This window comes from Streptomyces sp. NPDC127084 (genome assembly GCF_042724175.1).
Classification (GTDB): domain Bacteria; phylum Actinomycetota; class Actinomycetes; order Streptomycetales; family Streptomycetaceae; genus Streptomyces.
Genome location: NZ_JBHXFA010000084.1, coordinates 2,402 through 17,549 on the forward strand (window position 1 = coordinate 2,402; position 15,148 = coordinate 17,549).

The 15,148-nt window shown below is 70.2% G+C and carries 13 protein-coding genes; 12 read left to right on the forward strand and 1 reads right to left on the reverse strand.

Going from position 1 to position 15,148, the window contains the following annotated elements; genetic code table 11:
• Positions 1–89 precede the first annotated feature (89 nt).
• Complete coding sequence (locus ACFWI9_RS20080; protein ID WP_387163792.1) at positions 90–1,919, reverse strand: bifunctional metallophosphatase/5'-nucleotidase; 1,830 nt, start codon at positions 1,917–1,919, stop codon at positions 90–92.
• 147 nt (positions 1,920–2,066) lie between these two features.
• Here ACFWI9_RS20080 and mshD point away from each other — a divergent pair, with 147 nt between their 5' ends.
• From mshD to pstB, 12 genes are all read left to right on the forward strand, one after another.
• Positions 2,067–2,990 (forward strand): mycothiol synthase, encoded by a 924-nt coding sequence (gene mshD / locus ACFWI9_RS20085; RefSeq protein WP_387163795.1) that lies wholly within the window; start codon positions 2,067–2,069, stop codon positions 2,988–2,990.
• A gap of 94 nt (positions 2,991–3,084) precedes the next feature.
• The gene (locus tag ACFWI9_RS20090; protein WP_387163798.1) at positions 3,085–3,486 is read left to right on the forward strand and encodes a GntR family transcriptional regulator; all 402 of its coding nucleotides are present in this window, start codon (positions 3,085–3,087) and stop codon (positions 3,484–3,486) included.
• Positions 3,483–4,367 (forward strand): ABC transporter ATP-binding protein, encoded by an 885-nt coding sequence (locus ACFWI9_RS20095; RefSeq protein ID WP_387163800.1) that lies wholly within the window; start codon positions 3,483–3,485, stop codon positions 4,365–4,367. Before ACFWI9_RS20090 ends, ACFWI9_RS20095 begins: the two co-directional genes overlap by 4 nt.
• Positions 4,364–5,299 carry an ABC transporter permease gene (locus ACFWI9_RS20100; protein WP_387163803.1) on the forward strand — a complete coding sequence of 312 codons (936 nt, stop codon included), beginning with the start codon at positions 4,364–4,366 and terminating at the stop codon, positions 5,297–5,299. The genes ACFWI9_RS20095 and ACFWI9_RS20100 overlap by 4 nt, the downstream gene beginning before the upstream one ends.
• Positions 5,300–5,536: 237 nt before the next feature.
• Entirely contained in the window at positions 5,537–6,463 is a 927-nt protein-coding gene (locus ACFWI9_RS20105; RefSeq protein ID WP_387163806.1) for a hypothetical protein, read from the forward strand.
• Between the two features lie 182 nt (positions 6,464–6,645).
• Positions 6,646–8,874 carry an RNA degradosome polyphosphate kinase gene (locus tag ACFWI9_RS20110; protein ID WP_387163809.1) on the forward strand — a complete coding sequence of 743 codons (2,229 nt, stop codon included), beginning with the start codon at positions 6,646–6,648 and terminating at the stop codon, positions 8,872–8,874.
• Positions 8,875–8,884: 10 nt separating this feature from the next.
• A complete protein-coding gene (locus tag ACFWI9_RS20115; protein WP_387163811.1) occupies positions 8,885–10,006 on the forward strand; it encodes a CHAD domain-containing protein in 1,122 nt (373 codons plus the stop codon).
• 5 nt (positions 10,007–10,011) lie between these two features.
• The gene (locus ACFWI9_RS20120) at positions 10,012–10,479 is read left to right on the forward strand and encodes an NUDIX hydrolase (protein WP_387163813.1); all 468 of its coding nucleotides are present in this window, start codon (positions 10,012–10,014) and stop codon (positions 10,477–10,479) included.
• 319 nt (positions 10,480–10,798) lie between these two features.
• Positions 10,799–11,935, forward strand: coding sequence for a phosphate ABC transporter substrate-binding protein PstS (pstS, locus tag ACFWI9_RS20125; protein WP_387163814.1), 1,137 nt, complete (start codon positions 10,799–10,801; stop codon positions 11,933–11,935).
• A 192-nt stretch (positions 11,936–12,127) separates the two neighbouring features.
• Complete coding sequence (gene pstC / locus ACFWI9_RS20130) at positions 12,128–13,120, forward strand: phosphate ABC transporter permease subunit PstC (protein WP_387163816.1); 993 nt, start codon at positions 12,128–12,130, stop codon at positions 13,118–13,120.
• Positions 13,120–14,193: a phosphate ABC transporter permease PstA gene (gene pstA / locus ACFWI9_RS20135; RefSeq protein WP_387163818.1), complete on the forward strand. Its 1,074-nt coding sequence runs from the start codon at positions 13,120–13,122 to the stop codon at positions 14,191–14,193. Before pstC ends, pstA begins: the two co-directional genes overlap by 1 nt.
• 25 nt (positions 14,194–14,218) lie before the next feature.
• On the forward strand, positions 14,219–14,995 hold the full coding sequence (pstB, locus tag ACFWI9_RS20140; protein ID WP_387163820.1) for a phosphate ABC transporter ATP-binding protein PstB: 777 nt from the start codon (positions 14,219–14,221) through the stop codon (positions 14,993–14,995).
• Positions 14,996–15,148: the final 153 nt, after the last annotated feature.

Here is a 15,148-nt window from a genome sequence, read left to right on the forward strand (position 1 = left end):
CCGCCGCGGCCCCCGCCACCCGGGGCCCGATCCGCTACCGCGGCGGGCCGCCACCCCCCGGTTCGCCCCCCCCTCACACCACGCGGGTGTTACTTGATGACGGTGATCCGGCCGGTGGCCGGGGCCGCGATCGGGCCGCTCGCGCTGGAGTGCGCGGCGAAGTAGGCGAGGAGGGCGTCCAGGTCGGACCCGCCCACCAGCTTGTTCTTGTGCTCCTTCAGGACGGCGAAGCCGTCGCCGCCGCCCGCGAGGAACTCGTTCATCGCGACCCGGTAGGTCTTCGCCGGGTCGATCGCCTCGCCGTTCAGCTTCACCGAGTCCACCACGATCCGGTCGGCGCCGGCCTTGGTCATGTCCAGGGTGTAGGTGAAGCCCTTGGAGACCTGGAGGATCTTCGGAGCGGCCTGGTTGGAACCGCTGACCTGCTGCTGGAGCGCGGTGATCAGCTGGGCACCGGTCAGGTCGACCGCGGTCATCATGTTGGTGAACGGCTGGACGGTGAACGCCTCGCCGTACGTCACGACACCGTCGCCCTCGCTGCCGCTCGCCTTGAAGACGAAGGGCGCGCGGATACCGCCCGGGTTCATCAGCGCGATCTGGGCGCCACCCTTGTCGGCCGCGGCCATGTTCTCCAGCTGGGCGTCCGTGATCAGGTTGCCGAGCGGCTTCTCGAGGCCGTCGGCGGGGTTGTCGATGTCGCCGGAGATGTAACCGACGGGACGGTTCGCGATGGGCGCGGCCAGCGCGTTCCAGCGGTCGATCAGCTGCGTCATGTCCTCGGCCTTCGCCACGTCACGGGTGACGACGTGGTTGGCGGAGGCGACCGACGTACGCACGATGTCGCGGGTGCGGCGGTCGTACGTCAGCGTGGTGTCCGTGTACAGCTTGCCGAAGGAGGCCGCCGAGGTGACCATGCGCGGGTTGCCGGCCGGGTCCGGGATGGTGCACGCGTACGCCGTGTGGGTGTGGCCGGTGATCATGGCGTCGACCTGCGGGCTGACGTTCTTGGCGATGTCCACGATCGGACCGGAGATGCCGTCGCCCGGGCCCGGGCTGTCGCAGTTGTAGTTGTACGAGGAGGAGGCCGGGAGCCCGCCCTCGTGCAGCAGCGCGACGATGGACTTGACGCCCTGGCGCTCCAGGATCCGGGTGTACTTGTTGATCGTCTCGACCTCGTCGGAGAACTTCAGGCCCTTGATGCCCTCGGCGGAGACGATGTTCGGCGTGCCCTCCAGGGTGACACCGATGAAACCGATCTTCACCCCGTTCTTCTCCCAGACGAAGTACGGGTCCAGGATCGGACGGCCCGACTTCTCCTTGGCCACGTTGGCGGCCAGGAACGGGAAGTCGGCACCCCAGAAGTACTTCGACCTACCCTTGGCGTTCTTCTCGTAGCAGCCCTCGGTGGCGTGGCAGCCGCCGTACTGGAGCCGCTTCAGCTCCTTGTAGCCCTCGTCGAACTCATGGTTGCCCACTGAGGTGACGTCGAGGTCCAGCTTGTTGAGCGCCTCGATGGTGGGCTCGTCGTGGAACAGGCCGGACAGCAGCGGCGAAGCCCCGACCATGTCGCCCGCGGCGGCCGTGATCGAGTACTTCTGGTCCTTGCGGGCCTCACGCAGGTGCGTGGCGAGGTACTCGACGCCACCCGCGTCGATGGTCTTGGTGGTGCCGTCCTCGTTGGTGTGCGTGACACGCCCGGAGGAGCCGGACGGCGGCTGGAGGTTGCCGTGCAGGTCGTTGAAGGACAGCAGCTGCACGTCCACGGTGCGGTCCTTGCCGTGGCCGTACCCGAAGCCGTAGCCCTGGGCGCGGTCCTCGGCGGCGCCCGCGGGCATGGCCGCGGCCAGGGCGCCGATGGTGGTCAGTCCGGCGACGACGGCCAGTATGCGTCCGCGCTTCCGGTTAGGTGTCGCTGACATCTGTCCCCTTGTCAGTTCAGCGTGGTTCAACGGGACGACAGCCGTCCTCAGCCGGGCAGCCTATTGTCAACGCGCGTAGCGCAACAGGGGTAAAGGGTTACGACCTGGTTTCCGATCGGCTGCGGTCCGGCGCCGTACCCTCGGTGTATGACAGACGCAGCCCCCGCTCTAGAGCCCGGCAGGCAGATCCAGTCACTCGACGAACTCACCCCGGAGCAGGCCGAGGACGTCCTCACCCTGCTCTCCGTGGCCGCTCGCGCCGACGGCATGCAGGCCGTATCCGAGCAGGGAAGGCTCCAGCTGCGCCACGGGCAGCGGGCCGGCGTGCGGCACTTCCTGCTCACCGTCGCCGGCGATCTGCGTGGTTATGCCCAGCTTGAGGACACCGACCCGGTCGAGGCTCCGGCGGCCGAGCTGGTCATCCACCCCAGCCATCGGGGCAGGGGCCACGGGCGCGCCCTCGGCAACGCACTGCTCGCGGCGTCGGGCAAGCGGCTGCGGGTGTGGGCGCACGGCGGCAAGTCCGCGGCCCGGCATCTGGCCCAGGTGCTCGGGCTCACCCTGTTCCGCGAACTTCGCCAGCTGCGCCGACCGTTGGGCACTCCGATCATCCGCGAGCCCGATCTGCCCAAGGGTGTCACCATTCGTACGTTCATCCCGGGGCAGGACGACACGGCCTGGCTCGCGGTCAACGCGGCGGCCTTCGCCCACCACCCCGAGCAGGGCTCACTGACCCAGCGCGATCTGGACGACCGCAAGGAAGAGCCCTGGTTCGACCCCAAGGGCTTCTTCCTCGCCGAACGCGACGGCGAGATCATCGGCTTCCACTGGACGAAGGTGCACGCCGAGGAGCAGCTCGGCGAGGTGTACGTGGTCGGACTGCGTCCCGACGCACAGGGCTCCGGACTCGGCAAGGCGCTCACCGCGGTCGGACTGCGCCATCTCGCCGCCGAGGGGCTGCCGACGGCGATGCTGTACGTCGACGCGGACAACACGGCGGCACTCAGGGTGTACGAGCGGCTCGGGTTCGCAACGCACGAGGTCGATCTGATGTACCGCTCGGAGACCTGAGCCCGCGCGGAACCAGGGCGAAGAAGGGGGCGGTTGACACCGCCCCCTTCTTTGCACCACCCTTTCACTACTTGATTAGTGAAAGGGTGGTGTTGTGATCGAGTACCGGATCGACCGGCGCAGTGGCATCGCCACCTATGTGCAGATCGTCCAGCAGACCAAGCAGGCCCTGCGCCTCGGCCTGCTGGAGCCCGGCGACCGGCTGCCCACCGCCCGCGAGGTGGTGGAAGCCACGGCGATCAACCCGAACACCGTGCTCAAGGCGTATCGCGAGCTGGAGCGCGAGGGCCTGGTCGAGGCCCGGCGCGGCCTCGGCACCTTCGTGCGCAAGACCCTCGGCACCGCCGGTGCCGACTCCCCGCTCCGCGGCGAACTCGCCGACTGGGCGGTGCGCGCCCGTGGCGAGGGCCTCGGTCGGGACGACGTGGCCGCGCTCTTCAGCGCCGTACTCGACGAGCACTTCACCGCACAGGAGCAAGGGGACAACGACATATGACCGATCACGCCGCCATCCAGGCGACCGGACTCGGCAGGCAGTACCGGCGCGTCTGGGCCCTGCAGGACTGCTCCTTCACCCTGCCCGCGGGCCGGGTCTGCGCCGTCGTCGGCCCCAACGGCGCCGGCAAGTCCAGCCTGCTGGCCACCGCGGCGGGACTGCTGCGGCCCACCGAAGGCTCGCTGCGGGTGCTCGGCGAACACCCGGCGGCGGCCCGCGAGCGGATCGCCTACGTCAGCCAGGACAAGCCGCTGTTTCCCCAGCTCACGGTGGCCGAGACACTGCGCATGGGCCGCGAGCTCAACCCCGGTCGCTGGGACGACGAGGTCGCCCGGCGGATCGTGGACGGTGGCGAACTCGATCCCGAGGCCCGGATACGCGGCCTCTCCGGCGGTCAGCGCACCCGCGTCGCACTCGCTCTCGCCCTCGGCAAGCGGGCCGAACTGCTGCTCCTCGACGAGCCGATGGCCGACCTCGACCCGCTCGCCCGCCACCAGCTGATGGGCGCGCTGCTCGCCGAAGCCGCCGAGCACGGCACGACCGTGGTGATGTCCTCGCACATCGTCAGCGAGCTGGAGGGCGCCTGCGACTACCTGCTGCTCGTCGCCGGCGGCCGGATCCGGCTGGGCGGCGGCATCGACGACCTGATCACCGCGCACCGCCTGGTGACCGGCCCCGCCGGCATGGTGCTCGCACCGCACACCGTCGTGGAGTCCCGTACGACCGGACGCGGGCTGACCGCGCTGATACGCCGCGAAGGGCCGCTCCCCGACAGCCTGACGGCCTCGGAACCCTCCCTGGAGGAGCTGGTACTGGCCCATCTGCGGGCCCCCGACGCACCCGTGCTGCTCACCCCGTCCGCCGAAGGCATCGCATCATGAGCGCGCAGCCACTGGGACTGCTGCCGCTGAGCGGCGCGCGCTGGGTGACCGTACGCCAGCATCGCCGCACGCTGTGGACAGTGCTGGGCGTGGCAGTCGTGAGTATGGGCGGTCTGGTCGCGGCACGGCTCAGCTACATCCGAGCCGACCCGGAGACCCACAGCCTGCTGAGGGCGGCGGTGGACCAAGCCGACCTGGCGATCACTCTGCTGCCGCTGCTCGTCGCGCTGTTCGTCGCCGGTCCGCTGGTGGCACGCGAAATGGATTCCGGGGCCCACCGCCTCGCCTGGAGCCAGTCGGTGACACCAGCCCACTGGCTCGCCGTGAAGCTGGCGCTCACGGCGGCCGTGGTGGTGCCCGGCGCCGCGCTGCTGGGCGGCGTCTACCGCTGGAGTTGGACGCCGATACGCCAGGACATGCCGCTGTCCATCTGGGAGGCGCAGCCGTACGCGGCCCTCGGCATCACCACGATGGCGTACACCCTGCTGGCGACCGCCGTCGGCGCCCTGCTCGGGCTGCTGGTCCAGCGCACCCTCGTCGCGATGAGCCTCGCCGGATTCGCGACCGGCTCCGTGCTGCTCGCGCTGGGCCAACTGCGTCCGCACCTGTGGCCCCAGGCCATGGCGACCGGTGACGGACTGGATCTGGAGTGGTTTCCGGGCCGGGACGGCATCGACACCTGGTGGCAGGAGTCCGGGCAGCTCACCGCATCCGGCACACGGCTGCGCGTGGAGGACTGCGCCGGACAGGGCTGGTCCGACCAGGGCGTGGAGCAGTGTCTGACGGGCCGGGGCGGAGTCACGGACTACGTGCTCCACCACCCGCCGTCACACTTCTGGCCGATCCAGTTTGTCGAGACCGCCATCGTGCTGGCGCTGGCGGCGGCCGTGGCGTTCGCGGCCTTCCGCGTCCTGCGCCGACTGCACGCCTGAGCGCCGGACCGCCTGGGCGCTTGGGCGCTTGGGCGCCGGGAGGCCCGACCGCCGGACCGCCGGACCGCCGGAGCGCGCGGGACGGCGAGACCGCCGAAGCGCCGGACCACCCGATGACCAGACCGCCGGACCGCCAGCGCGCCTGGGAGTGGGCACCCGACAACCAGACCACCAGCCCCCGACTGCCGAACAACCTGAGCGCTCACCCGTACCTACCCGACCGACCATCGAGGCCGTATGAGCACCCCATCCCTGTCCGGGTCCGCCCGGCCCCTCTTCCTGCCGCACCGCACGGCCCTGCTGCTCTTCGGAGCGTTCGTCACACTGTCGGCTGCCGGGCTCATCGCGCTGCGTTTCATCGGCGCCGCCGTGCTGGAACGCCTCGACGCGAACAGCCCGGTGCCGGCCTGGGCTCTCCAGTTCGACTACGGCAGTTCCCTGAGCTCCGCCGCCACCGTCATCGCCTGGCTCCCGCTCCCGCTGGCCTTCTTCGCGGGCGCGTGGCTCATCGGCGGCCAACTGGAGCGCGGTACGGCCCAGCTCGTCTGGACCCAGTCCGCCCTCACCCCGGCTCGCTGGCTCGCCGTCAAACTGGCGGTGGCGGCGATCGTGTCCACCGCCGGGGCCGGCCTGCTGTCGTACGTCTACCGCTGGGCCCGCAATGGCGGGGAGGACGTACTGATCGACGAGTGGTACCACACCGATGTCTTCCTGGCCCTCGGCCCTGCGTCCATCGCCTACGGCCTGCTCGCCCTCGCGACGGGCGCACTCGCCGGACTGCTGCTGCGCCGGGCGGTGGCCGCCGGCGGCGTCGCGGTCCTCGTCACCGCGTTCGTGATGCTGTCCGCCGAGCTCTGGCGGGACCGGCTGTGGCCCACGCGTGACGTGGTCTGGCAGCGCTCCCAGGGCCAGCTCGCCGAAAGCGCCTGGCAGCAGGAGAACGGCGTGGTGGTGGACGGCGCACGGGTCCCGGAGTACTGGGCGCCCGGAGGCACCCAGCCCACGGGCAGCCATTCCGGGCAGGGCGTCAGCGAGTGGTACGCGGTCTTCCACCCGCCGTCGCACTGCTGGCCGATCCAGCTCGTCGAGACCGGGATCGCGCTGGTTCTCGCCGCCGCGGTGACGTTCGCGGCCTTCCGGGTGCTGCGGCGCCGCCACGCGTGAGTTCCGGGTGCCGACACGGGGGCGCGGCACCCCGCGTCCCCGGGTGACGGGGCGCCACGGTGTACCCAGCCGTCATGTTCCCGTTACCGGGCATTCAGGCACCCTTGCGACGCTCGGTGGATGCAGCCTCCACCGCTCGCTCCAACGCGCTTGGTACCCCTTCCGCGCGGAAGAATGGGTTCATGAGCAAGCAGCCAGCCGAGGTACCGGTCCAGCACATACAGCCGTCCGTCGGTTCCATCGCCGCACACCGTCCGCACACGGTCGCCGCCGTGGTCTCCGACCTGGAACCCGATATCGACGGCGACGCCGACGCCTACGAAGCGGCCACCGGCGAGGAGGGCGAGGAACTGCCCCAGGGCCGGTTCCTCGACCGGGAGCGTAGTTGGCTCGCGTTCAACGAACGGGTGCTCGAACTCGCCGAGGACCCGGCGACCCCGCTGCTGGAGCGGGTCAATTTCCTCGCCATCTTCGCTTCGAACCTGGACGAGTTCTTCATGGTCCGCGTCGCCGGTCTGAAGCGGCGTATCGCCACCGGTGTCGCGACCCGCTCGGCCTCCGGTCTCCAGCCGCGCGAGGTACTGGAGCTGATCTGGAACCGCTCCCGTGAGCTCATGGCCCGGCACGCCGCCTGCTACCAGCAGGACATCGCCCCGGCCCTGGCCGACGAGGGCATCCATCTGATCCGCTGGCCCGAGCTCACGGACAAGGAGCAGGCCCGGCTGTTCACCCTGTTCCGCCAGCAGATCTTCCCGGTGCTCACCCCGCTGGCGGTCGACCCGGCCCACCCCTTCCCGTATATCTCGGGGCTCTCCCTCAACCTCGCCGTCGTGGTGCGCAACCCGGTCAGCGGCCACCGCCACTTCGCCCGGGTCAAGGTGCCGCCGCTGCTGTCGCGCTTCCTGGAGGCCTCCCCGCAGCGCTACGTCCCACTGGAGGACGTGATCGCGGCGCACCTGGAGGAGCTGTTCCCCGGTATGGAGGTGCTGGCGCACCATATGTTCCGGGTGACCAGGAACGAGGACCTGGAGGTCGAGGAGGACGACGCGGAGAACCTGCTCCAGGCTCTGGAGAAGGAGCTCATGCGGCGCCGCTTCGGCCCGCCGGTGCGGCTCGAGGTCGAGGAGTCGATCGACCCGTACGTACTGGACCTGCTGGTGCGCGAGCTGAAGATCTCCGAATCGGAGGTCTATCCGCTGCCCGGGCCGCTCGACCTCACCGGCCTGTTCGGTATCGCCTCGCAGGACCGGCCCGAGCTGAAGTACCCGAAGTTCATCGCCGGCACCCACCGCGACCTGTCCGAGGTCGAGTCGGCGTCGGCGCCCGACATCTTCGCGGCGCTGCGCGAGCGCGACGTACTGCTGCACCACCCGTACGACTCGTTCTCGACCTCCGTGCAGGCCTTCCTGGAGCAGGCCGCGGCCGACCCCGAGGTCCTCGCGATCAAGCAGACGCTGTACCGGACCTCCGGTGACTCACCCATAGTCGACGCCCTGATCGACGCCGCCGAGTCCGGCAAGCAGGTGCTCGTCCTGGTCGAGATCAAGGCCCGCTTCGACGAGCAGGCCAACATCAAGTGGGCGCGCAAGCTGGAGGAGTCCGGCTGCCATGTCGTGTACGGCCTGGTCGGCCTGAAGACCCACTGCAAGCTGTCGCTGGTGGTCCGCCAGGAGGGCGAGATCCTGCGCCGCTACTCGCATGTCGGCACCGGCAACTACCACCCGAAGACCGCGCGCCTCTACGAGGACCTCGGGCTGCTCACGGCAGACCCGCAGGTCGGCGCGGACCTGTCGGACCTCTTCAACCGGCTGTCCGGCTACTCGCGCCGGGAGACCTACCGCAGGCTGCTGGTCGCGCCGAGGTCACTGCGCGACGGACTGGTCTCGCGGATCAACAAGGAGATCGCCCACCAGAGGGCGGGCCGCCCCGCGTATGTGCGGATCAAGGTCAACTCCATGGTGGACGAGGCGATCATCGACGCCTGTTACCGCGCCTCGCAGGCCGGAGTGCCGGTCGACATCTGGGTGCGCGGTATCTGCGCGATACGCCCCGGTGTGCCGGGCCTCTCGGAGAACGTCCGGGTCCGCTCGATCCTCGGCCGCTTCCTCGAACACTCCCGGGTCTTCACCTTCGGCAACGGCGGTGAGCCCGAGGTGTGGATCGGCAGCGCCGACATGATGCACCGCAACCTCGACCGCCGTATCGAGGCACTCGTCCGGGTCACCGACCCGGCCCACCGCGCGGCACTGAACCGGCTGCTGGAGACCGGCATGTCCGAGACCACCTCGTCCTGGCACCTCGGGCCGGACGGGGAATGGACCCGGCACTCCACGGACGCGGACGGCCAGCCGCTGCGGAACGTACAGGAAACGCTCATCGACGCGCGGAGGCGCCGGCGTGCAAAGCCCTGACCTTCCCCTGGTGCCGCGGGGAACCGGCGCCGACCAGGTCCTGGCGGGATATCTGCACACGCAGGCCGCGGGCTTCCTGCGCAGTCTGCGGTCGCACCGCGAGAGCGGTGCAGACGCGGAGGGCGCGGAGCAGGCGGCCCGCGCCCTGCGCCGCACCGCCCGCCGGATCTGCGGGGCGCTGCACACCTACCGGGCGCTGCTGGAGCCCGCCTGGGCCGACGAGCTGCGTACGGAGCTGGCCTGGCTGTCCGGGATGCTCGCCCAGGAGCACGCCTGCACGTCCAGGCTCGCCAGGCTGCTCGACGCGCTGTCGCGCCTGTCCGGCGCGGCAGTGCCCGGTGCGGCAGCGCTCGGCGCGGGTGCGGTGCCGCATCCCGCTCGTACGCAGGCGGGTGCCGACGGCGCAGGGGCCGCCGGCACAGGGGCTCACCGGGCGGCGGCCGGCGTCGCGGGAGCGCGTGGGGCGCTCGCCCTCGGCGCCGCACGCGCCGGAGCACTGCTCGAACGGCAGCTCACCCTGAGCCGGACCCGCGCCCACTCCGCCGCCTTGCGGGCGCTGGGCTCGTCGCGGTTCCACGCGGTCGCCGACGCCGTGGCACTCCTCGCCTCCGAGGTGCCCCTCACCGCCGCCGCCAGCGCTCCGGCCGAGGTGCTCGACCCGCACGCGGACGCCACGGAGCAGAAGCTGCTGGACGCCGTGGCCATACTGCCGCTGGCCCGGGCCGCTCACCCGTACAACGCCGAAGCGCTGGTGCACGGCCTGGCGGACCTCCCTGCCGAAGAGGCCCAGGACGCGCCCTGGCACCAGGCCCGGGCGCTGCTGCGGCTGCACCGCTACGCACGGGAGGTCAGCGTCAGGGCCGGGGTCCGGACTTCCGGTACGGACCCGCTGCTGACCGTCGCCGCACGCGCGCTCGACCGGCACCGGGACGCGGCCGAGGCGGCGTCTGCCGCCGCGGCCGCCGCCCGTACCCCCCGTATCGCACCGGCGACCGCCTACGCCCTGGGTGTGCTGCACGCCGACCAGCGGCATGAGGTCGAGGCCGCGCGTTTCACCTTCCACCAGGTCTGGCAGGAGGTGTCGCACGGCCCCGCGGACTCCCGGGGCAGCCGAACGGTGGCCACCCCGTGAACGGCATGAGCACCAGTGGCCCGGCGAACGGCGAGCTGATCCGCGCGGCGGGATGCGTGCTGTGGCGCCGTGCCGCCGCCCCCGGCCGTGTAGCGGGCGGCATCGAGATCTGCCTGGTGCACCGCCCGCGCTACGACGACTGGTCGCACCCCAAGGGCAAGCTGAAGGCCGCGGAGGGCCCGCTCACCGGCGCCCTGCGCGAGGTCCTGGAAGAGACCGGCCACCACTGCACCCCCGGACCGCGGCTGCCCACGGTCCACTACCTGGTGAACGGGCGGCCCAAAGAGGTCAGCTACTGGGCCGCCGAGGCGCACACCCCCGGGCACTTCGTCCCGGACAAGGAAGTCGACCGCATCGTCTGGCTGCCGCCCGACGCGGCACGTGCCCGGCTCACCCAGCCACGGGACCGCCAGCTTGTGGACGTCCTCGTCTCACTACGCGGGATTTCCGGGCCATTGGACAAATATCCCTAGCAAAGGGATGTTTCATTACCTCCGCGAGCGGGCACTGCGTCGCGGACACCCATCGGCGTCACAGGCCTCACCGCGGATGACCCGATCACCCCCTGAACGACCAGCGTCCTCGCCCAGTACCCCAGGAACTCCCCCGCCCGACAGGGTTCACCTCCCGTTCACTCTCCTCCGTCGGCGGCTTCACCTGATCTGCCTAATTTCGGGCCTACAAGGTGACCGGCGCAGTGCCGGACCACCGACCCCGACGCGCGCCGCCGTACAACGTCACCGTCACCGAGACGGCGTCCCTGACCGGCGCTCCTGGAAGGAACACCCGAAAGTGAAGCTTCAGCGCAACAACGGGCTTCGCGCCACCGCGCTCGCTGCCCTCGCGGTCTCCGGCGCCCTGGTCCTCACGGCGTGCGGCTCGGACGACAACACTGGCGGCTCAACCGGCGGCACCGGCGACGCGAGCAAGGCTGCTTCCACCGTCAAGTGCGACGACGCCAAGGGCCAGCTGATGGCTTCCGGCTCCAGCGCGCAGAAGAACGCCATGGACCTCTGGGTCAAGAACTACATGGCCGCCTGCACCGGCGCGCAGGTCAACTACAAGTCCTCCTCCTCCGGCGAGGGCATCGTCGCGTTCAACCAGGGCACCGTGGGCTTCGCCGGCTCCGACTCCGCGCTGAAGCCGGAGGAGGTCGCCGAGTCCAAGAAGGTCTGCACCGGCGGCACCGGCATCAACCTGCCGATGGTCGGCGGCCCGATCGCCATCGGCTACAACCTGCCCGGCGTCGACAGCCTGGTCCTGGACGCCCCCACCCTCGCCAAGATCTTCGACACGAAGATCAAGAAGTGGGACGACCCGGCGATCGCCAAGCTCAACCCCGGCGTCAAGCTCCCGAGCACCGCGATCCAGGCCTTCCACCGCTCCGAGGACTCCGGCACCACCCAGAACCTGGGCAAGTACCTCAGCAAGGCCGCCCCGGACGCCTGGAAGTACGAGCCCGAGAAGAAGTGGCCCGCCCCGGGCGGCCAGGCAGCCTCCGGCTCCTCCGGTGTCGCGGCCCAGGTCAAGTCGGTCGCCGGCGCCATCGGCTACTTCGAGCTGTCCTACGCCACCTCGCAGTCCATCCCGACCGTCGACATCAACACCGGCGCCGGCGCCCCCGTGCAGGCGACCCCGGAGAACGCCTCCAAGGCGATCGCCGCCGCCAAGATCGAAGGCACCGGCAAGGACCTCGCCCTGAAGCTGGACTACGCCACCAAGGCCGCCGGCGCCTACCCGCTGGTTCTCGTGACCTACGAGATCGTCTGCGACAAGGGCAACAAGCCCGAGACCCTGGGCGCGGTCAAGTCCTTCCTCACCTACACCGCGTCCGACGAGGGCCAGAAGCTGCTCTCCGAGGCCGGCTACGCCCCGATCCCGCAGGAGATCAACGCCAAGGTCCGCGAGACCGTCGCCGGTCTCCAGTAGAACGTCGCCGGGCCTCCGGCAAGCCCCGGGCCACACCCGGGGTACACCCCGGAACACGACCCGGCACACCGTCCGCGGTAGCCGGCCCGCCCAACCCTGAAGGGTCGGGCCGGCCACCGCCGACACCATCCGGTGCACCGCCGCCAGGGGACCCGTAAACCGCGGACCTCCCCCACCCAGACCGGAAAGAACATGGCTTCCACGACACCCATAGAGACACCGCCGGGCAACCCGGCCGCCTCGCGCCGGGCCACTTCCACCGGCCGCGCGGGCGACAAGGTCTTCCTGGGCCTCTCCCGGGGCTCGGGCATCCTGCTGCTTGTGATCATGGCGTCCATCGCCGTGTTCCTCGCCTACCGCGCCTCCCTCGCGATCTCCAAGGACGAAGGCAACTTCCTCACCACCTTCGACTGGAACCCGGCCGGCAACCCGCCGGTCTTCGGCATCGCCGTCCTGCTCTTCGGCACGATCGTCAGCTCGGTCATCGCGATGGCCATCGCGGTCCCGATCGCCGTCGGCATCGCACTGTTCATCTCGCACTACGCCCCGCGCCGCCTAGCCGCACCCCTCGCGTACGTGGTCGACCTGCTGGCGGCGGTGCCCTCGATCATCTACGGCATCTGGGGCGCCCTCTTCCTGGTCCCGTACCTGGAGGGCCTGAACCTCTGGCTGGACGAGTACCTCGGCTGGACCTACGTCTTCGAGAAGACCGAGATCGGCGTGCCGCGCTCGCTGTTCACCGTGGGCATCCTGCTGGCGATCATGATCCTGCCGATCGTCACCAGCGTCAGCCGCGAGGTCTTCCTCCAGGTCCCGCGGATGAACGAGGAAGCCGCCCTGGCGCTCGGCGCCACCCGCTGGGAGGTCATCCGGATGTCGGTGCTGCCCTTCGGCCGCTCCGGCGTCATCTCCGCCTCGATGCTGGGTCTCGGCCGAGCACTCGGCGAGACGATGGCCGTCGCGACCGTGCTGTCCCCGAGCTTCCTGATCTCGGGGCACATCCTGAACCCGGGCGGCGGTACGTTCGCCCAGAACATCGCCGCCAAGTTCGACGAGGCCAACGAGTTCGGACGCGACGCGCTGATCGCCTCCGGTCTGGTCCTCTTCGTCCTCACCCTGCTGGTCAACGGCGCCGCACGCATGATCATCGCGCGCCGCAAGGAGTACTCGGGGGCGAACGCCTGATGAGCAACACCGCCATGAAGGACGTCCGCCCCGCCGCCCCCGGGCCCGGCGCCAGCCTCAGCCGCCGCGGACTGCCCCGCTGGTCCCAGCCCGCCTTCGCCGTACTCGCGATCGCACTCGGCACCGGCATCGGCGCCGTCTTCGGCCTGGAGAGCAAGGTCCAGTGGGGCCTGATCTCGGCTCTGCTGTTCCTGACGATCTCGTACATCACCACCTCGGTGGTCGAGAACACCCGCCAGGCCAAGGACCGGCTTGCCACCAGCATCGTCTGGGTCTGCTTCGTGCTCGCCGTGATCCCGCTGCTCTCGCTGATCTGGGTCACCCTCAGCCGCGGCCTCAAGGCCCTCGACGGCTACTTCCTCGGCCACTCGATGGCCGGAGTGCCCGGCTTCGAGGAGGGCGGCGGTGTCTACCACGCCATCATCGGCACCCTGGAGCAGGTCGGCCTCGCCACCCTGATCGCCGTGCCGATCGGTCTGATGACCGCGATCTACCTCGTCGAGTACGGCCGGGGCGCGCTCGCCAAGGCCGTCACCTTCTTCGTGGACGTCATGACGGGCATCCCGTCGATCGTCGCGGGACTGTTCATCCTGTCGATCATGCTGCTGGCCGATCTACAGCCGTCCGGATTCATGGGCTCGCTTGCCCTGACCATCCTGATGATCCCGGTCGTGGTCCGCTCCACCGAGGAGATGCTCAAGCTCGTCCCCAACGAGCTGCGTGAAGCGTCGCTGGCCCTCGGCGTCCCGAAGTACCGCACGATCCTCAAGGTGGTCATCCCCACCGCGGTCGGCGGAATCACCACCGGTGTGATGCTCGCCATCGCCCGTATCGCCGGTGAGACCGCCCCGATCATGCTGCTCGTCTTCGGTAACCAGCTGATCAACAACAACCCGTTCGAAGGCGCCCAGTCCTCGCTCCCCTACTACATCTGGGAGCAGTACCGGGTCGGCAGCGAGGCGTCGTACGACCGCGCCTGGGCCGCCGCCCTGGTGCTGATCGCCTTCGTCATGCTCCTCAACCTGGTGGCCCGCGGCATCGCCCGCTGGAAGGCCCCGAAGACCGGCCGCTGACGCGGCGATCTGGAAGTGATCTCTCATGGCCAAGCGAATTGACGTCAGCGGACTGTCCGCCTTCTACGGCTCCCACAAGGCGATCGAGGACATCTCGATGACCGTGGAGCCCCGCTCGGTGACCGCCTTCATCGGCCCCTCCGGCTGCGGCAAGTCCACCTTCCTGCGCACCCTGAACCGTATGCACGAGGTCACCCCCGGTGGCCGCGTCGAGGGCAAGGTGATGCTGGACGACGAGAACCTCTACGGCTCGGGCGTCGACCCGGTCGCCGTACGCCGCACGGTCGGCATGGTGTTCCAGCGGCCCAACCCGTTCCCGACCATGTCGATCTTCGACAATGTGGCGGCGGGCCTGCGGCTCAACGGCAAGTACAACAAGCGCGAGCTCGGCGACGTCGTGGAGCGCTCGCTCAAGGGCGCCAACCTGTGGAACGAGGTCAAGGACCGCCTGAACAAGCCCGGCTCCGGTCTCTCCGGCGGCCAGCAGCAGCGCCTGTGCATCGCCCGCGCCATCGCGGTCGAGCCGGACGTGCTGCTGATGGACGAGCCCTGCTCGGCGCTGGACCCGATCTCGACGCTCGCGATCGAGGACCTGATCGGTGAGCTGAAGGAGCGCTTCACGATCGTCATCGTGACGCACAACATGCAGCAGGCGGCGCGTGTGTCGGACCGTACGGCGTTCTTCAACCTGTCGGCTGTCGGGCAGCCGGGCCGGCTGATCGAGATAGACGAGACCGAGCGGATCTTCTCGAACCCGTCGGTCCAGGCGACGGAGGACTACATCTCGGGCCGCTTCGGCTGAGCCGTCCCGGTCCCCGCGGATCTGCCTCGCGGTGCTGCATGGCGGTGCCACCACGGGGCAAAACAGTCGGCCCCCCCCCCCAGGGCGTGGGGGGGGCAACGCGGAGGGAAATAACCACGCGCCCCCCGGGGCACGGGGGAGCCCCCCCCCCCG